Annotated in this window: 19 protein-coding genes; 7 read left to right on the forward strand and 12 right to left on the reverse strand. The window is 68.9% G+C overall.

Annotated features, from left to right (window positions below):
* Positions 1–163: 163 nt before the first annotated feature.
* The 5 genes from BM417_RS08480 to BM417_RS08500 all read right to left on the reverse strand — a co-directional run bounded on the left by BM417_RS08480 (position 164) and on the right by BM417_RS08500 (position 4,116).
* Positions 164–940 (reverse strand): ion transporter, encoded by a 777-nt coding sequence (locus BM417_RS08480; protein WP_093589620.1) that lies wholly within the window; start codon positions 938–940, stop codon positions 164–166.
* A 61-nt stretch (positions 941–1,001) separates the two neighbouring features.
* On the reverse strand, positions 1,002–1,940 hold the full coding sequence (gene zapE / locus BM417_RS08485; protein WP_093589623.1) for a cell division protein ZapE: 939 nt from the start codon (positions 1,938–1,940) through the stop codon (positions 1,002–1,004).
* Between the two features lie 28 nt (positions 1,941–1,968).
* On the reverse strand, positions 1,969–2,382 hold the full coding sequence (locus tag BM417_RS08490; protein WP_093589626.1) for an FMN-binding protein: 414 nt from the start codon (positions 2,380–2,382) through the stop codon (positions 1,969–1,971).
* Positions 2,383–2,386: 4 nt separating this feature from the next.
* Positions 2,387–3,751 carry a ferredoxin reductase family protein gene (locus BM417_RS08495; protein ID WP_093589629.1) on the reverse strand — a complete coding sequence of 455 codons (1,365 nt, stop codon included), beginning with the start codon at positions 3,749–3,751 and terminating at the stop codon, positions 2,387–2,389.
* Complete coding sequence (locus BM417_RS08500; protein ID WP_143138560.1) at positions 3,748–4,116, reverse strand: hypothetical protein; 369 nt, start codon at positions 4,114–4,116, stop codon at positions 3,748–3,750. Before BM417_RS08500 ends, BM417_RS08495 begins: the two co-directional genes overlap by 4 nt.
* 101 nt (positions 4,117–4,217) lie before the next feature.
* Between BM417_RS08500 and BM417_RS08505 the strand changes: the two genes are divergently transcribed.
* The 3 genes from BM417_RS08505 (at position 4,218) to BM417_RS08515 (ending at position 6,313) form a co-directional block, all read left to right on the forward strand.
* Positions 4,218–5,159, forward strand: coding sequence for a pirin family protein (locus tag BM417_RS08505; RefSeq protein WP_093589635.1), 942 nt, complete (start codon positions 4,218–4,220; stop codon positions 5,157–5,159).
* A 133-nt stretch (positions 5,160–5,292) separates the two neighbouring features.
* Entirely contained in the window at positions 5,293–5,640 is a 348-nt protein-coding gene (locus BM417_RS08510) for a hypothetical protein (protein WP_093589638.1), read from the forward strand.
* Positions 5,641–5,902: 262 nt separating this feature from the next.
* Entirely contained in the window at positions 5,903–6,313 is a 411-nt protein-coding gene (locus tag BM417_RS08515) for an SsgA family sporulation/cell division regulator (protein ID WP_093589641.1), read from the forward strand.
* Here BM417_RS08515 and BM417_RS08520 read toward each other — a convergent pair.
* Positions 6,306–7,193 carry a lysyl endopeptidase gene (locus BM417_RS08520; protein ID WP_093589644.1) on the reverse strand — a complete coding sequence of 296 codons (888 nt, stop codon included), beginning with the start codon at positions 7,191–7,193 and terminating at the stop codon, positions 6,306–6,308. The two genes, BM417_RS08515 and BM417_RS08520, sit on opposite strands and share 8 nt — an antisense overlap.
* Positions 7,194–7,376: 183 nt before the next feature.
* On the opposite strand from BM417_RS08520, the gene BM417_RS08525 reads away from it, so the two are divergent.
* Positions 7,377–8,192 (forward strand): helix-turn-helix domain-containing protein, encoded by an 816-nt coding sequence (locus BM417_RS08525; protein ID WP_093589647.1) that lies wholly within the window; start codon positions 7,377–7,379, stop codon positions 8,190–8,192.
* On the opposite strand, the gene BM417_RS08530 is transcribed toward BM417_RS08525, so the two are convergent.
* Positions 8,186–9,118 carry a glycoside hydrolase family 6 protein gene (locus tag BM417_RS08530; RefSeq protein ID WP_093590945.1) on the reverse strand — a complete coding sequence of 311 codons (933 nt, stop codon included), beginning with the start codon at positions 9,116–9,118 and terminating at the stop codon, positions 8,186–8,188. The genes BM417_RS08525 and BM417_RS08530 overlap by 7 nt on opposite strands.
* Before the next feature lie 118 nt (positions 9,119–9,236).
* Between BM417_RS08530 and BM417_RS08535 the strand changes: the two genes are divergently transcribed.
* On the forward strand, positions 9,237–9,668 hold the full coding sequence (locus BM417_RS08535; RefSeq protein WP_143138561.1) for a hypothetical protein: 432 nt from the start codon (positions 9,237–9,239) through the stop codon (positions 9,666–9,668).
* On the opposite strand, the gene BM417_RS08540 is transcribed toward BM417_RS08535, so the two are convergent.
* From BM417_RS08540 to BM417_RS08555, 4 genes are read right to left on the reverse strand one after another with little or no spacing between them, the layout of a single operon-like run.
* Positions 9,658–9,951: a hypothetical protein gene (locus BM417_RS08540; protein ID WP_093589653.1), complete on the reverse strand. Its 294-nt coding sequence runs from the start codon at positions 9,949–9,951 to the stop codon at positions 9,658–9,660. The genes BM417_RS08535 and BM417_RS08540 overlap by 11 nt on opposite strands.
* 1 nt (position 9,952) lies before the next feature.
* Positions 9,953–11,563: a glycerol-3-phosphate dehydrogenase/oxidase gene (locus tag BM417_RS08545; protein ID WP_093589656.1), complete on the reverse strand. Its 1,611-nt coding sequence runs from the start codon at positions 11,561–11,563 to the stop codon at positions 9,953–9,955.
* A gap of 25 nt (positions 11,564–11,588) precedes the next feature.
* On the reverse strand, positions 11,589–13,106 hold the full coding sequence (glpK, locus tag BM417_RS08550; protein WP_093589659.1) for a glycerol kinase GlpK: 1,518 nt from the start codon (positions 13,104–13,106) through the stop codon (positions 11,589–11,591).
* Positions 13,107–13,136: 30 nt separating this feature from the next.
* Positions 13,137–13,892 (reverse strand): MIP/aquaporin family protein, encoded by a 756-nt coding sequence (locus tag BM417_RS08555; protein ID WP_093589662.1) that lies wholly within the window; start codon positions 13,890–13,892, stop codon positions 13,137–13,139.
* Positions 13,893–14,134: 242 nt separating this feature from the next.
* Here BM417_RS08555 and BM417_RS08560 point away from each other — a divergent pair, with 242 nt between their 5' ends.
* Both BM417_RS08560 and glpK (BM417_RS08565) read left to right on the forward strand, forming a co-directional pair.
* Positions 14,135–14,899 (forward strand): IclR family transcriptional regulator, encoded by a 765-nt coding sequence (locus BM417_RS08560; protein ID WP_093589665.1) that lies wholly within the window; start codon positions 14,135–14,137, stop codon positions 14,897–14,899.
* 25 nt (positions 14,900–14,924) lie between these two features.
* Complete coding sequence (glpK, locus tag BM417_RS08565; RefSeq protein WP_093589668.1) at positions 14,925–16,418, forward strand: glycerol kinase GlpK; 1,494 nt, start codon at positions 14,925–14,927, stop codon at positions 16,416–16,418.
* On the opposite strand, the gene BM417_RS08570 is transcribed toward glpK (BM417_RS08565), so the two are convergent.
* Positions 16,415–17,791 carry an aminopeptidase P family protein gene (locus tag BM417_RS08570; RefSeq protein ID WP_093589671.1) on the reverse strand — a complete coding sequence of 459 codons (1,377 nt, stop codon included), beginning with the start codon at positions 17,789–17,791 and terminating at the stop codon, positions 16,415–16,417. The two genes, glpK (BM417_RS08565) and BM417_RS08570, sit on opposite strands and share 4 nt — an antisense overlap.
* Positions 17,792–17,820: the final 29 nt, after the last annotated feature.

A 17,820-nucleotide genomic window follows, 5' to 3' on the forward strand; every position in this document is an offset into this window, starting at 1 on the left:
GGGGCGGGATTCCACGCCGCCTGGCAGAAATCCCGGCACAAGGCCCGCGAGACCTCGTCCGACGCCTCCGGGACGCGACCGGCCCGATCGACTCACACGATTCAGAACCGCGAGCTGCTCCGGGAACTGTCCGATCGAGCAAAACCGGGATCCCTGGCTGTTCCTAGGCGTTCTGACGCATCGCCCGCACTTCTTCCCTGAGCGCGCGGACCTCCTGCAGCAGCAGGTCGTCGTGACTCGCGGAACGGGGTGCGGGCACCGTCACCTCCTCCTGCATCGCGCTGCACACGACCGCGATGAACAGGTTGAGCATCGTGAACGTGCCGACCATCAGGTAGACCAGGAAGAAGATCCACGCGTAGGGCTTCTGCTCCATCAGGTCGCGCATGACGTCCGACCAGCCGTCGCCCGTCGTGATCTGGAACAGGGTCAGCAGGGTCGGGCCCAGTCCGGTGAAACGCGGGTCGCCGGTGTCGCCGAACAGGTTGCTCGCGATCACGCCGCCGATGTAGACGAGCAGCACCAGCAGTCCGGACAACGACACCAGGCCGGGAATCGACCGCACCAGCGCCGTGACCACCCGGCGCATGCTCGGCACCATCGCCACCAGCCGCAGCGCCCGCAGGATCCTGAGGCTGCGCAGCACGGACAGCGGCCCCGCGGCCGGAATCAGCGCGATGCCCACGATGATGAAGTCGAAGACGTTCCAGGGGTCTTTGAAGAACTTCCAGCCGAACGCGTACAGCCGGGCCGCGAGCTCGGCCGTGAAGATCGCCAGCGCCAGGTGGTCGATCGTGGTCAGCACCGGACCGAACTTCGCTTGCAGGACGGTCGACGTCTCGGCTCCCAGGGTGATCGCGTTGATCACGATCACGCCGACGATGAACATCTGGAACCGGTTGCTCTCCACGAGCTCGCCGACGCGGGCGCGCACCATCATCACTTGCTGCTCCTACGACAGGGGTTGTGCTACCTATCGGCGATGGAGGCGGCCCAACTGTTCACCCGGTCGTGTTGATCAGCTCCAGCCGGCTGGCGGTGCGGGCGAGGTCGAGCACCTCGCCGCCGATGATGTCCTTCAGTGCGTGATCACTTACCAGAGTCAGCCTGACGTCCTTGTCCACCAACACGTCCACGACGTTCGCGAACCGTTGCCGGGCCTCGCGACCGCAGATTTCCAGCCTGGGGACGCCGGTGATCACCCACTCGTCGAAGTCCTCGGCCAGCACCAGGTAGTCCTGCGTCGAGGTGGGCTTCTCGCACAGGTCGCCGAAGTCGAACCAGACCTTGGTGTTCTCGGTGCCGAGCGCGGTGATGCTGCGGCCGTTGACGTCGAGAGTCACGGGGTTGGTGGGCAGTTCGGTTCTGACGATGATCTCGCCGGTCTCGAACCGCGACCGCGGCTTGGCGTGCAGGTGCCGGTAGTCGGTGGCGCCGTTGAGCTCCACCGCGTCCATCAGCTCCTTGATCAGCGCGATGCCGGGCAGGAAGTGGTCGTGGTAGAGCGGGTTGGGCAGCAGGCCGTCCGGAGGGTAGTTGGAGGTGGCGATGATCATCACGTTGCGCGCTTGGAGCGCCTCCAACAACCGCGTCATCAGCATGGCGTCGCCGACGTCGTGCACGTGCAGCTCGTCGAACGCCAGCACCTTCGCCCGCCCGATCAGCTCCTGGACCGCCCTGGCGACGGCGCCGCGCTCGTGCAGCCGTTCGGAGATCCTCCGGTGCAGCTCTTGGAAGAACGCGTGGAAGTGCACCCGCTTCTTGGGCTCCGGCAGCACGTCGAACAGCGCGTCCGCCAGGAAGCTCTTCCCCCGGCCGACCGGCCCGTGCAGGTAGACACCTCTGCTCTTGCCTGCGAGCTCGTCGAGCTTCGTGATGGCTTCAAGTTGTGCGTCGTCGAGCTCGTACCCGCTGCCCGACACGTGCGTGAGAAGTTCCATTCCTACCCCCGCGCACAGCCTACGAAGATCACCTGCCCGCCTGGTCGAGGGCGGCCTGCAACGACTCGACGTAGCCCTCACTGGTGACGGTGGCCCCGCTGACGGTGTCGATGTCGGCGCTCTGCGCCTGCAACGTCTCCTGCACGAGGATCGGCAGCGCGCGAGCGTTGATCTGCTCGTCCTTGCGGTTGCCGTCCGGGTACCGCGGCACGGTGACGGCGGTGATCTTGCCGCCGTCCAGGGTGATCTGCACCTGGACCGCGCCCCAGCGCGTGTCGACGGCGGGGCCCGTCACCGTGTTCGCGCCACCGGACGACGTGCCGGCGCTCCCGGCGAGCGGCTGGGTGGCCGTCGTCATCGGCCCGGACAACGAGGTGCGGTACCCGAACAGCAGGACGACGGCGGTCGCCGTGCTCACGAGCCAGACCAGAACGCGCTTCACCCGGTCACCACCTGAACTCCTCGACGTGGACGCGGTCGGCGGGGACGCCCGCGGCGCTCGCGGCGCGCCGCACGGACTCCGCCCACGGCGCGGGCCCGCACACGTAGACGTCGCGCTCGGCGATGTCGGGGACCAGGTGCCGCAGCGCGGACAGGTCGTCGACCGGCACGCCGTCACCCAGCCACGAACCGGCCGACCTGCGGTGCCCCGGGAGATCGACGACGTGCAGGCCGCGCTCGCGCACCAGCGCGCCGAACTCGGCCGCGAACAGCGGGCGACGCGCGAAGCGGTGCAGCAGAACCGCCTCCCCCGGTCCGTACCCGAGTCCTTCCGCGAGCGCACGCAGCGGCGCCACGCCGACACCGGCTCCGACCAACGCGACCTTGCGGCGGGTTCGCGCGCGATCGGTGAGCCTGCCGAACGGACCTTCGAACAGCACCGGCGTGCCGGGACGCATCTCGCGCAGCGCCGTGCTGCCGTCGCCGAGCCCCCGCACGGTGATGCGCAGACTGCGACCGTCCGGCGCGGCCGACAGCGAGTACGGGTTGGCGCGCGTCCACCCCGCCCGGTTCAGGAACCGCCAGCCGAAGAACTGCCCGGCCAGCGCCGGCATCCTGCCGAGGTCCTGCCCGGTCAGGTAGACCGACACGACGTCGTCGTCCTCCGGCACGACCGACGTCACGCGCAGGCGATGCCGCGCGTTGCGCCACAACGGCAGTCCGAGCCGCCACACCAGCACCGCGACCAGCGCGACCGCCCACAGGCTCCACCAGTAGACGGTGGCCGCCGTCGAGGTGAGGAACTCCTGACCGGTCCACAACTGGTGCGGCAGCACGAGCCCGACTCCGAGGTAGCCGTAGAGGTGCAGCAGGTGCCAAGACTCGTAACGCAGTTTCGCGCGCGCCGCCCGAATGCTCGTGACGACGGTCAGCACCAGACACGCGGTGCCCGCGAGCGCGAGCAGCATCGCCGGGTAGTCGATGACGAGTTCCCAGAGCTGGGAGGGAAACCGGGTCAGGTCTCCCGCGGCGTACCCCCACGTGATCAGCACCAGATGCGCCAGCACGAGGTTGAACGAGGTGAAGCCGGTGAGCCGGTGCACCGCGATCAGCCGGTCCTGGCCGAACGCCCGTTCCAGCACCGGCAACCTGGCCATCAGCAGCACCTGCACGAGCAGCAGGTCCGACCCGAGCAGACCGGTGAGGCGGCCCAGCGAGTTCAGCCCGGACTCCCAGCCGCCGAGGTCGCCGATCCCACCGCCCGCCGCCCACCAGTACGTCACGAGCGCCAACCCGGCCCACAGGAGCCCGATGGCGACGCCCCGCACACCGGCGTCGAGCGGACGTCTTCGCCCGGCTTCCGGCGTCACGTCCCCTGCCCGTCCTGTCCTGGCAGTTCGCCCTGCGTGCCGTCCGGTGGCGTGCCGAACCTGCCGTCGCCGCGTCCCTCACCGGGGAACTGCCGACCGCCGGGGAACTGGCCCTCGCCGGGGACCTGGCCCGAGTCCTGCCGCACCTCGCTCGCGCCGTCTCCGGACACCGCGTAGCCCAGCGCGAACCCGCCGGCCCCGGTGAGCACCGCGAGGCCGAGCGCCCCCGCGACCACCGGTCCGGTGAGCCGGCGCGGCGCCCTCCCGGCAGGAACAGGCTGAGCCGGTGCCTGCGGCGGTGGCGGCACCGTGGCGGCACCAGGCTCCCAGCGGGATCCGCTGGAGGTGTTCGGGTCGACGTCCATGCGACGCTCCTTCGCTCTCAACGCGCTCCATGCTCGGCCGCGACTCTGAAGCCAGGGGAAGAACAAGCTGTGAGTCAGCTGAACCGCTTACGATCACCGGCGTGAGCAATGTCGAGGCCGAGCCCGCGGAAGTCACGTGCACCTCCTCCCCCGGCGACGTGGAGGTCCTGACCCCGCGCGACGTCCCCCTGGGCGGCCCGCGAGCGATGTCGGTGCGCCGGACGCTCCCCCAGAAGCAACGGTCTCTGATCGGCGCGTGGTGCTTCTGCGACCACTACGGCCCCGACGACGTCAGCATGGACGTGGCCCCGCACCCCCACACGGGCCTGCAAACCGTCAGCTGGCTGTTCACCGGCGAGATCGAGCACCGCGACAGCCACGGCGTCCACGCCTTCGTCCGCCCAGGCGAACTCAACCTGATGACCGGTGGCAGCGGCATCGCGCACTCCGAGGTGTCCACCGCCGCGTCCTCCGTGCTCCACGGCGTACAGCTCTGGCTCGCCCTGCCCGACTCGAACCGCGATGCCCCGCGCGACTTCCAGCACTACGTCCCGCCGACCGTGGTGGTGGACGGTGCCGCTGTGCGCGTGTTCCTCGGCTCGCTGGCCGGGTCGACGTCGCCCGTGCGCACCTTCACCCCGCTGCTCGGCGCCGAGATCGTGCTGCCCGCGGGTGCGTCGCTGACTTTGGACGTGGCGCAGTCGTTCGAGCACGGCGTCCTGCTCGACACCGGGGACGTGACGCTGGGTGCGACCGCGCTGTCTCCTGGCTCGCTCGGGTACGTCGGCACCGGGCGTTCGACGCTGACCCTGTCCTCGGACGAGGGTGCGCGGGTCGTGCTGCTGGGCGGGGAGCCGTTCGGCGAGGAGATCGTCATGTGGTGGAACTTCGTCGGGCGCACGCACGACGAGATCGCCGCGTTCCGGGAGGAGTGGCAGGCGGAGACGGACCGGTTCGGGCGGGTCGAGGGCTATCCCGGTGATCGCCTGCCGGCGCCGCCGCTGCCGGGTGGACGGTTGCGGCCGCGAGGTAACCCGGCCTGACCGGCATGGACGATGACGCACGGCAGGCCGTCGTGACCGCGCTGATCCGGCTGGCAGCCAGTCCGCACCATCAGGACAGGGCCGACGCGGCCGCGGTCTCGCGAGCTTCGCCGACGTACCGGCGGCCCGCCCCGTGCTGCTGGAACTGGTGCTCGACCCCGCGGACACGTTCGTCACCCAGGAGACGGCCGAGGCGCTGTTCCGCCGTGGCGACGCGGTGGCATTCGCCATCATGAGCGCCGCGGTGACGGCCGCCGACGACGAACAGGCCGACCACGTCTACGCCGCGCTCGGCACCGCGCTCGTCGTGTTCGAACGCGAACGGAACGCGGCGGTGAAGATCTGTCGCGAGCTGGCGCAGGACCCCGCCCAGCCCGTCGAGGTGCGGGACGGGGCGGCATCACTCGTCGCCGACCTGGAGGCCATCACTTTCCGTGCCGAATTAGCTACAGAAAGCACTTCCACATTTAAGTCGAATTAAGGTAACGAGCCGCACCGTCTCAGCATCCGGGCCTTCCCCATACCGCATCCAGCCCGTCTCAGCTGGTGACTTCTTCCACAGATGACCGAGCCCACCAGCGCAAAGAACACAAAACCCCAGGTCAGAACAGGCGAGCAACCTCGTCTCACCAGGTGAACGAGGCCGGTTGTCAAAAGTCATACTTCGGGACCATTGAAAATCACGTTCTGATCGCTTTTCCTGATCGAGGCATCCACGGAGGCTGCTGTACGTCTTAGGGGGCATGACGAACGTGACACGAGTGGGCGCCGAGTCCGTCTTCGCCTTCATCGCCCCCTCCGGGCGCCCCTTGCCCGTCGAGGTCGAGCTGGGCTACCGCGCCGACGACCCGCACGCCGTGACCATGACGTTCCGCATGGGACGCCAGGAGACCGTGTGGCTCGTGAGCCGCGACCTGCTCGCCGACGGGTTGATCACCACCAGCGGCGCCGGCGACGTGACGCTGCGGCCCCACAACTCCACCACTGCCGTGCTCGAGCTGCGCTCTGACGTGTCGCACGCCGTGTTCCACGTGCAGTCGTCCGAGATGCAGGAGTTCCTGAACTCCACCTACGACGTAGTCGCCCCCGGTCGCGAGAACGACTACGTCGACTTCGAGGCCGAGCTCCGCAAGCTGCTCGACCCGACTAGCTGACGCCGTTGCGGATCGCGGTCGCGTAGGCCGCGGCGGTGCCTTGGGCCGCGCACGCCTTCATGTCGTCGTAGAGCCACATGAAGCCGCCGGTGATGCCTGCCGAGGTCTTCCACGACCGCATCTTGCTCTGCACGGTCGCCGGTGAGTCGCCGGCCGAGCAGCCGGAGCCGTGTTTGCTCCACAGGCCGGGGTCGACCGTCATGCCCAGGGCGCGGTTCCAGGTGGCCGGGTTGTTGCCGGCGCCGCCCGCGTAGCCCTGGAGGTACACGCGGTCGACCAGCGAGCCGAGGTTCGACTTGAGGCTCGCCCAGAACGACTGGTTCGTGTACGGCGCGAAGGTGAACTTCGAGTACCCGAGGCCCGCCGCCATCCGTGCGAAGGCCGCGGTCGGGGCCACCTGGTAGAACGACTCGTCGTCGTTGTTGATCGCGTCGGCGCCGGTGGCGGTCTTCAGAGCCTGGAAGTTGCGGTAGAGGATCGAGGACGAACCGGTGCCGCCCGAGCTGATCAGCGCGGCGATGTTCTCCCAGTCCCGCACGCCCCACGAGCCGACCGACACCTCGATGCGGTTGACGGAGGTCGGGGCCTGCTTCAACGTCCGCAGGCGTGCGGGCCAGCCCGCGTCGCCCACGTAGCGGCCGTTCCGCACGAGCAGGACGTCGTTGTAGTAGAGATCGCCGTTGGGGTGCACGTGGATGCTCCAGAGGATCACCGTCGTGAACCCGGAGGAGCGCAGGGTGTTCATCACGGCTTGGCCGTCCGCGTAGAACGGGCCGCCGCCGAAGACCGCCGAACGCGGTGTCGCCTGCGCGGAGGCCGGTGCGGCGAAGGCCAGAGCCAGTAGTGCGGCGAGAAGAGCGGGGATCCAGGGCCGCCTCATCAACGCAACTCCCTTCTGTGACACTTCCAGAAGCTGAGTGACGTTGTTGACCCGCGAGAAAGCGCTCGCGTGTCAACAGCGTCGAGCGGCGGCTCTCCCTCACCATAGCGGCGCGATCAAGAGCGCGTTTTCACCCGAACGAGCCCGTGGCATGGAGTTGTTCCAACCCATACGTTCGAGGTCGTGACCGTGACGACTTCCACCGCGTACAGCAGGGATCTGGGCGACGAACTGCGCCGGCTCCGGCAGAGGTTCACCGGCTTGAGGGGCCGCGCGATGGCGCTGCAACTCGGCTGGGATCCGAGCAAGGTCTCCAACCTCGAGCACGGCAAGATCAGGGGCAGCGACGTCGATCTCGCGCAGTACCTGACCGTGTGCGGCAAGGACATCGACTTCTTCGACGACTTCCTTCGCCGCTACCACAACGCTTTCGACCCGTACCTCGCGCAGGCGCCGGACAGCCTGCGCACCCTCGAGATGACGGAGGCGATGGCCACCGGCATCACCGCCTACGACGTCCTGACCGTCAACAGCCTGCTGCGGACGCCGAGGTACGCGCGTGCCGTGCAGGCCGCGACCGGGCAGCCGATCGAAGACCTCGACCGGCAGGCGGTGATGCGCCGCCCCAACGGCCCCAAGTGCGTCTTCTACCTGCACGAGCTGGCGTTGCGGATGCGGCTCGGCGACGACCAGGTGATGGAGGAGCAGCTCGTGTGGCTGCTGGCGAACTCCTCCCTCGTGCGCATCGTGCCCGAGGAGGCGGCGTCGGCGGCGTTCCAGTCGGCGTGCACGTTGTTCGAGTTCGAGAAGGCGTCGCCGCTGGTGTACGCGGAGTCTGGCTACACCAGGGTCTTCGCCCAGGGCGAGGCGGCCGTCGAGCGGAGCAGGAAGCTCTTCGACCTGCTCGGCGAGGTCGCCCTGGACGAGAACCAGTCGCGGCGCAAGCTCGCGGAGTACCGCGGGCCCACACCGCTGCGCGCCCTGGTCAAGACTCAGTAGCCGTACACCAGGTCGAACGCGAGTTGCGGGTCGAACGTGCCCGCGTCGACGCCCGGCGCCTTGCCGCAGCGCCCGTCGGAGTCGCCGGGAACCTTGACCCACAACAACATCTCCGCGCCGCCACCGGTGCGGGCGGGCGTGCCGAGCTTGCGTCCGCCGGGGTTGCACCACTCGCCGTTGTGGCCGTTGCCGTTGCGGCTGGTGTCGATCACGTACGGCTTGGTGTAGCCGGGAAGCGCGCCGCTGACCGAGTTGCCGTACGTCGTCGAGGCCGCGGTGGTGTGGTAGTTGGACACGTTGATCGAGAAGCCACGCACGTTGCGCACGCCCGCTGAATCGAGGCGGGCGGCCATCGTCGCGGCCGGTACCCACTGCGCGTTGCCGGCGTCGAGGTAGGCCCACGTGTTGGGCGCCTTGGCCTTGAACTGCTCGGTGGCGTACTTGATCATCGCGGTGCGCTCGGCGATCTTGGCGCTGTCCATGCAGTTGAAGTCCGCCAGCGAGTCCGGCTCGATCACCACGACGGCCGGGCGCGTGCCGATGGCCGCGGCGAAGGAGGAGATCCAGGTCCGGTAGGCCTCTGGCGTGCCGGCACCGCCTCCGGAGTGGCCGCCGCACGCGTCGCGGCCGGGGATGTTGTAGGCGACCAGGACGGGCAGCTTGGTGCCGGTCTTGTTGACGTAGGCCGACACCGAGGTCTTGATGTCGCCGCTCCAGGCGCCGAACCAGCGGGCGATCGGCTTCGAGGAGATGTTCGCCTTGATCGCGGCCTGGCGGCCGTCGCCCGCGTGGTCGCGCACCCACACGGCGGGGTTGGAGTCCGGGTCGACGTAGAAGCCGTCAGTCATGCCGACGGGGCTGGCGGCGTGCGCGGCCGGGGCGGTCGCCACGACGGCCAGCAGGGCCAGCGCGAGTGTTCTGATCATGTCCAGCACCCTCGCGCGGTCCGCTTAAGGCGCGGTAATTCGGTGGTGAACGTCCACTTCCCAGTCAGGAGTGGACAGTTCGTTGACGTGCAAAACCACCCCGGTGAACCATGCGGAAGTGACGTCGAGCCTCACCAAGCTGAGCAACGATCAGGTGCACGCCTACGCGGTGTACTGCGCGGCGGCGGAAGCCATCCGCAAGACCATGCTGCCGGTGGAGGTGCGGTCCGAACCACGCCGCTACCGCCTGAAGGTCGGCGGACGGCTGGTGCAGGTGTTCGGCAAGCGCTCGGACGAGTGGCAGCTGTCCGACGCGTTGAAACCGTTGGCACCGGACACCGATGCCGTGGTGTTCGTCGACCTGGAAGGTGAGCACCCCGAGTTCTACCCGGTGCCCGCCGACTGGTTCCGCCACGACGTCGAGAGGCGGTACACCGAGTACCTGGCACGCGTCGGCACGCGTCCCAAGAACCCCGACAGCCGCCACTACGCGGTGCCGCCGTCCCACGTCGTGCGCTGGTGGGACAAGTGGGACGTGTTCAGCGGCTGAGGCCGGACTGGATCGGCAGCAGCGGAGCGACGACACGAGCGAGCGGCCCGGCCTGGACCACCCCGCCGACCGGCCCGGCGAACGGCGAGCCGGGATCGACGGCGTCCGGCATCCGGGCCCACACGGCCCACCGCTCGTCCCAGGCCTGGATCACGTCGAGTTGCCCGCCGGGAAGGAACCGGGCCAGGTGCACCCCTGCGACCTGCCCGGTGTTCCCGAGCAGCGGGAGCAGCCGGAAGCCGCCTTCCCGCCGCAACCTCTCGATCAGCTCCGCGCTGTCCATCTCATCTCGCCGCCAACTCCGTGCTAGTCCGATAGGACTCAACAGCAGCAACACGTTCCTCAGCGGACCAGCCCAGCGGACCCGCGATCAGATCCGCCACCTCACCGGCGACCGAGGCACCGAAGTCCAGGTGCTCCATGGCGATCCGCGTCCTCCGAGCGAGAACGTCCTCCAGCCCCAACGCGCCCTCGTGCGTGACGGCGTACACGATCTCCGCCGCCAGGTACCCCGCCACCGGCGCCGCCAGTGAAGGATCCTGGGCGATCAACGCCAGCACGTCGGACACGGCCGAGCCGTAGCGGCGCAGCAGACGCTCCACAGTGGACGTGGGCAGGCCGGACTCCGCAGCGACTCGAGCCCGGTCCGCCCACAGCTCTTGGTAACCGACGGCGCCGCACAACGGCAGCCGGGCGGTCAACGACGGCGCCACCGCACGCCCCAAACCAGAAACCGCGGCGTTCACGACATCGGCGGCCATCACGCGATACGTCGTGTACTTGCCACCGGCGATCACGAAGAACCCCGGCTCGGGTTCGGCGACGGCGTGCTCGCGGGACAGCTTCGAGGTGTCGCTGGAAGCCCCGGCGAGCAACGGCCGCAGACCCGCATACGTGCCAACGACATCGTCCACGGTCAGCGGAGATCGCAGCACAGCGTTGACGTGGTCGAGGATGTAGGAGACGTCCTCAGAAGTAGCGACAACGTCTTCCGGTGAGCCTGAGTAAGGCGTGTCGGTGGTGCCGATGATCCAGTAGGCACCCCACGGGATCACGAACAGCACCGACTTCTCGGTCTGCGTGATCAGCCCGCCGTCCAGCTGGATCTTCGAACGCTCCACCAGCACGTGCACGCCCTTGGACATCCGCACGTGGAACGGCGGCGTGCCGGGCGACATCGAGTTGAGCGAGTCGGTCCACACCCCGGTGGCGCTGATGACCCGCCGAGCGCGCACCACGTGCGTCACCCCGGACAACTCATCCCGCACCGAAGCACCGGAGACCCGGCCGTCCACGCGCAGCAGGGACGTGACCCGGGCCCGCGACACCACCGTCGCACCGTGCTGGGCGGCCGTGCGGACCAGCGTCGACACCAGCCGGGCGTCGTCCATCTGCGCGTCGTAGTACCGAATGGCGCCGGCGAAGGCCGAAGAGTCGATCGACGGACCCACAGCGGCCATCTTGCGCCGGGAGAGGTGCCGGTGCATCGGCACGGCTCCGGCGCCGCCGATCGAGTCGTACAGCATCACGCCCGCGCCGACGTAGGCGCGTTCCCACTGCTTCTTCAGCGGGAAGAGGAACGGCACCGGCCGCACCAGGTGCGGTGCGAGCCGGCGCAGCAACAGGCCGCGTTCCTTCAGAGCTTCCCGGACCAGCTTGAACTCCAGCTGTTCCAGGTACCGCAGCCCGCCGTGGACGAGCTTGCTGGACCGGCTCGACGTGCCCGCCGCCCAGTCGTCGGCCTCGACCAGCGCGACGGAGAGGCCGCGCGACGCCGCGTCGAGAGCAGCGCCCGCGCCGACCACACCACCTCCGACGACGAGGACGTCGAACTCCGTGCTGCCCAACGTCTCCAGGGACTGAGCACGCCGAGCCGGATCCAGCCTTGCGAACAACTTCTTCAGCTCCTAAAGAAAGATGTCAGCGAACGTCGGCGTCGACCCAGTCGAACGACTTGGTGACGGCCTTCTTCCAGTTGCGGTATTCGCGCTCGCGCTCGTCGGAGTCGAGCGCCGGCGTCCAGCGCTTGTCCTCGGCCCAGTTGGCGCGCAGCTCGTCCAGCCCGGACCAGTAGCCGACGGCCAGACCGGCGGCGTACGCGGCACCGAGAGCGGTCGTCTCGGCGACGACCGGACGCACCACCGGCACGTCCAGCACGTCCGCCTGGAACTGCATCAGCAGCTCGTTGGCGACCATGCCGCCGTCGACCTTCAGCTCGGTCAGCGGCACACCGGAGTCGGCGTTCATCGCGTCCAGCACCTCGCGGGTCTGGAACGCCGTCGCCTCCAGCACGGCCCGCGCCAGGTGACCCTTGTTGACGAACCGGGTCAGGCCGACGACGGCGCCACGCGCGTCCGCTCGCCAGTACGGCGCGAACAGACCGGAGAACGCCGGCACGAAGTACGCGCCACCGTTGTCCTCCACCGTCTTCGCGAGCGTCTCGATCTCCGCGGCGGAGCCGATGATGCCGAGGTTGTCGCGCAGCCACTGCACCAGCGAGCCGGTGACGGCGATGGAGCCTTCCAACGCGTAGACGGGAGCCTCGTCGCCGATCTTGTAGCAGACGGTCGTGAGCAGACCGTTCTTCGAGGCGACCTTCTCGGTACCGGTGTTGAGCAACATGAAGTTGCCGGTGCCGTAGGTGTTCTTCGCGGTACCCGGCTCGTAGCAGGCCTGGCCGAACGTCGCCGCCTGCTGGTCGCCGAGGATGCCCGCGATCGGCACGCCCTTGAGCACACCGCCCGGACCACCGTTGCCGTACACCTCGGAGGAGGAACGGATCTCCGGCAGCATGGACACCGGAATGCCCATCTCGCCGGCGATCTCGGCGTCCCACTGCAGCGTGTCGAGGTCCATCAGCATGGTCCGCGACGCGTTGGTGACGTCCGTGGCGTGCACGCCGCCGTTGGGGCCGCCGGTGAGGTTCCACAGCGTCCACGTGTCGGTGTTGCCGAACAGCAGGTCGCCGGCTTCGGCACGCTCACGGGCGCCCTCGACGTTGTCGAGGATCCAGCGGATCTTGGGGCCGGAGAAGTAGGTCGCCAGCGGCAGGCCGACCTTCGCCTTGTAGCGGTCGGCACCGCCGCCGAGAGCGCCGAGCTCCTCGACGATCGCCTGGGTGCGGGTGTCCTGCCAGACGATCGCGTTGTAGACCGGCTCGCCGGTGTTCTTGTCCCACACCACCGCGGTCTCGCGCTGGTTGGTGATGCCCACGGCGGCGAGGTCACCGGTGTTGAGGTCGGCGGTCGAGAGCGCCTGGCCGATCACGAACCGGGTGTTCTCGGAGATCTCCACCGGGTTGTGCTCGACCCAGCCGGCGCGCGGGAAGATCTGCTCGTGCTCCTTCTGGCCCACGGCGACGATGGAGCCGCTGTGGTCGAAGATGATCGCCCGCGTGCTGGTCGTGCCCTGGTCGACGGCGAGAACGTACTGCGACATCGAAAGTCCTTTCCGGAGAGTCAGAACACGTCAGAACGCGAGTGAGGCGATGACGCCGGCGAGCGCGCCACCGATGAGCGGGCCGACGACCGGCACCCAGGAGTAACCCCAGTCGGAGTCCTTCTTGCCGATCGCCTCGCCCTCGGCGCCCTTGTAGCCCATGGGAAGCAGGGCGTGCGCGATGCGCGGGCCGAGGTCACGGGCCGGGTTGATCGCGTAGCCGGTGGGGCCACCGAGGGAGGCACCGATACCGACGACCAGCAGTGCGGCGGCCAGCGGGCCGATCTGGGTCGGCGTCTTGCCGAACGCGAGGATCACGAAGACCAGGACGAACGTGCCGATGATCTCGCACACCAGGTTCCAGGTGTAGCTGCGGATCGCCGGGCCGGTGGAGAAGACGGCGAGCTTGAGGCCGTGGTCGGGCGTCTCCTCGAAGTGCGGCTTGTAGGCGAGCCACGCGAGCACGGCGCCGAGGAACGCGCCGAGGAACTCACCGGCGAAGTAGATGATCGTCGAGCCGAAGCTGACCGGAACACCAGGGGCGTACTCGGCCGCACCACTGGTGAGAATGCCCACCGTCACCGCCGGGTTGAGGTGCGCGCCCGACTTGTAGGCGACGTACACACCGGCGAAGACACCGAGGCCCCAGCCGAAGTTGATCAACAGCCAACCGCCGTCGAAACCCTTCGACTTGGCGAGCAGCACGTTGGCCACCACGCCCGCACCCAGCAACAGCAGGACGCCCGTACCGAGCACCTCGCTGAGGAACACTGACCCGAGACCCACGCTGGCCTCCCATTCGTCTTTGAACGGCTGATCACCACGTGGTGATTGAGGCGGAACGTATGACTGCCTGAACGCCTGTTCAACAGGTGCGGTTCGACAATGTCGACACCTGTGACCACCGAAGGTGTGACCGACCGGTCACGCTGCGCGCAGACAAGGCGTTTCAGGCCTGTGTCCAGGGGTGATGCCCGCCCTGGCTGTTCGACATTGCCGACACGGGTCGTCTCAATTACGTTTCTCGCGTGCCCGGACCCATCCAGTCGATCGAACGCGCCGCAGCCGTGCTGCGGCTGCTCGCGCGTGGCTCCGGCCATCACGGTCTCACGGAGATAGCCGACTCGCTCGGTCTCGCGCGAGGCACCGCGCACGGGATTCTCCGTACGCTGCAACGGGTCGAGTTCGTCGAACAAGATCAAGCGACGGGCCGCTACCGCCTCGGCGCCGCACTCCTGCACCTGGGAACGTCCTACCTCGACGCGAACGAACTGCGTTCTCGATCGATCAACTGGGCGGACACGCTCGCCGCGCGGTCGAGTCAGGAGGTGCGCATCGGCATGCACCACGACGGCGCCGTGCTCGTCGTGCACCACGTGTTCAGGCCCGATGACTCTGTGCAAACACTCGGCATCGGCGCCATGCTGCCGTTGCACGCCACCGCGCTCGGCAAGGTCCTGCTGGCCTACGACCCGGACCTGTCGGCGGCCGCACGCCGACGGGAGCTGACGTCGTTGACGCGCAGGACGATCACGCGCACGCAGATGCTGGAGCGCGTGCTGACCGAGGTGCGCGGGCAGGGCTGGGCCGGCGAGGCCGAGGAGTACATGCCGGGCGAGGCGAGCATCGCCGCGCCCATCCGCATCCCCGGCGGCCTGGTGATCGGCGCGATCGGCATCTCAGGTGCCGCGGACCGGCTGTGCGACTCCGCCGGCCGTCCGCGTGCGACGCTGGTGCACCAGGTCGTGCAAGCCGCGGAATCCGTCACCACTTCGCTTGTCGACGAGAACTGAGGGGCTCGCCGTGCAACGGTTCGTAATGGCGATCGACCAGGGCACGACGTCGACGCGCTGCATCGTGTTCGACCAGAACGCCCGCCTCGTCGCGGTCGCCCAGCGCGAGCACCGCCAGTACCACCCGAGGCCCGGCTGGGTCGAGCAGGACGCCGTGGAGATCTGGCGCAACGTCGACCGGATCGTGCCGCAGGCGTTGCGGCAGGCGGGGATCACCGCCGACCAGGTCGTCGCGATGGGCATCACGAACCAGCGCGAGACGTTCGTGCTGTGGGACCGGCACACCGGTGTCCCGATCGGACGCGCGATCGTCTGGGAGGACATCCGGACCGAGGAACTCGTCACCGAACTCGGGAAGAAGCCAGGCCTCGAGGAGGTCCGCGACCGCTGCGGCTTGCCGCTGGCGACCTACTTCTCGGCGCCGTCGCTGCGGTGGATGCTCGACAACGTGGCCGGGCTGCGCGCGAAGGCCGAACGCGGCGACGTCCTGTTCGGCACCATGGACACCTGGCTGATCTGGAACCTCACCGGCGGCGTCAACGGCGGCCTGCACGTCACGGACGTGACCAACGCGTCGCGGACGATGCTGATGAACCTCTCGACGCGGCAATGGGATCCGATGCTGCTGGAGTTCTTCGGCGTGCCGTCGAAGATCCTGCCGGAGATCCGGCCGTCGACGGAGATCAGCGGTGTCACGACGCGCGTGGTGCCCGGCATCAAGATCACGGCTGCCCTGGGCGACCAGCACGCGGCGCTGTTCGGGCAGACCTGTTTCGAGAAGGGGTCGATCAAGGGCACGTACGGCACCGGCGGATTCCTGTTGATGAACACGGGAAACGAGTTGGTGCGCTCGAAGCACGGGCTGCTGACGACGATCGGCTACCAGATCGGCGGCGAGCCGGCGTACGCGCTGGAGGGCTCGATCGCCGTCGCCGGGTCGCTGGTGCAGTGGTTCCGCGACAACCTCGGGCTCATCCACTCCGCGCCGGAGATCGAGACTTTGGCACGCACGGTGAAGGACAACGGCGGCTGCTACATCGTGCCCGCGTTCTCCGGGCTGTTCGCGCCGCACTGGCTCTCGCAGGCACGCGGACTGGTCGTCGGGCTGACCTCGTACATCAACAAGGGGCACCTGGCGCGAGCCGTGCTGGAGGCGACGGGCTGGCAGACGCGGGAGGTCGTCGACGCGATGAACGCCGACCTCGGGGTGCCGACGCCGGTGCTGAAGGTGGACGGCGGGATGACCGCCGACCACCTGCTGATGCAGTTCATCTCGGACGTGCTGGACATCCCGGTGCAACGGCCGCTGGTCGCGGAGACGGTGTCACTGGGCGCGGCCTACGCGGCCGGGCTGGCCGCCGGGTACTGGCCGGACCTGGAGGGGTTGCGGCGCAACTGGCACCTGGCCGCGCGGTGGAACCCGGCGATGGACGCCCGGCACCGCGAGAACGAGTACGCGAACTGGAAGCGGGCCGTGGAACTCACGTTCGCCTGGGCCCGCTCCACTCCGTCCACTTAGGAACGCTGCTTGCGCACCCACGCGGCGACGTCGTCCGCCTCGATCGGCAGCGAGTCCGAGAGGATGTCGGCGCCGGTCGACGTGACGACCAGGTCGTCCTCGATGCGCACGCCGATGCCGCGCAGCTCCGGCGGCAACGTCTCGTCGTTGGGGTGGAAGTACAGGCCGGGCTCGACCGTCAGCGCCATGCCGCGTTCCAGGATGCCCTGCTGGTAGGTCTCCTGGCGGGCGTCGGCGCAGTCGTGCACGTCGAGGCCGAGGAAGTGCCCGGTGCCGCAGACGATGTAGCGGCGGTGGTGCTGGCCGCTCGGGTCCAGGGCCTTGTCGACGCTGACCGGCAGCAGGCCCCAGTCGTGCAGACCCTCGGCGAGCACTCGCATGGCGGTGTGGTGGAAGGCGCTGTAGTCGTTGCCCGGCCGCACTTCCGCGAGCGCCGCCACGTGCGACTTCAGCACGAGGTCGTACACCTGGCGCTGCGGCTCGCTGAACTCGCCGCTCACCGGGAACGTGCGGGTGACGTCGGCGGTGTAGAGGGAGTTCATCTCGACACCGGCGTCGAGCAGCAGCAGGTCGGAGTCGTTCACGCGGCCGTCGCAGCGCGTCCAGTGCAGCACCGGGGCGTGCGGGCCGGCGGCGACGATCGAGGTGTAGCCGGGGCCCTTGCCCTCGGTGCGCGCACGACGGTCGAACGTGCCCTGCAGCCAGCGCTCTCCCCCGCCGCGCACGGCCTGGCCGAGCTCCATGGCGACGTCGGCGAAGCCCTTGACGCTGGCGTCGACGGCCTGGCGGAGCTGGTCGATCTCCCAGTCGTCCTTGATCCGGCGCAGTTCGGAGACCACGGTCCGCAGCTCGTCGCTGTGCGAGCCGGTCAGCGCGTCGAGCAACGGGTCGACGCCCTTGGCGACGAGCGTCTCGGGGTGACGGCCGCGCAGGGCGTTCGCGAGGTCCTCGATCGGGCGGGCCGTAATGCCGAGCGCGGCGCCCCACTCCTTCGGGCCGGCGGCGGCGCCGATCCAGAACGGGCTGCGGTCGGCGTCACCGAAGAAGTCGACGCTGTGGCTCTCCGACGGCACCGGCACGAACAGCGTGGCGTCGTCGTCGGCCAGCACCAGCACGGCGCCCTCGACCTGGCAACCGGTCAGCCACACGAAGTCGCTGTCGGCGCGGAACTCGTGGAAGGTGTCGTTGGACCGGACGTGCGCACGTCCGGCGGCCAGCGCGATCCGCTTGCCGGGCAGCGCCGCGGCGAGCCTGGCGCGATGGGCCGCGGCCGCCTCGGCAGTGCCGTCCGGCAGGTCGACGGAGCTGTCCCACTCACCCCAGCCGTCGCGGATGTACGTGCGGAAACCGTCCGCGTCCACCAGTTTCGCCATGTCGCGGCGTGTCCGAGCCAATTCGGGTC

The organism is Lentzea waywayandensis, assembly GCF_900115955.1.
GTDB lineage: Bacteria > Actinomycetota > Actinomycetes > Mycobacteriales > Pseudonocardiaceae > Lentzea > Lentzea waywayandensis.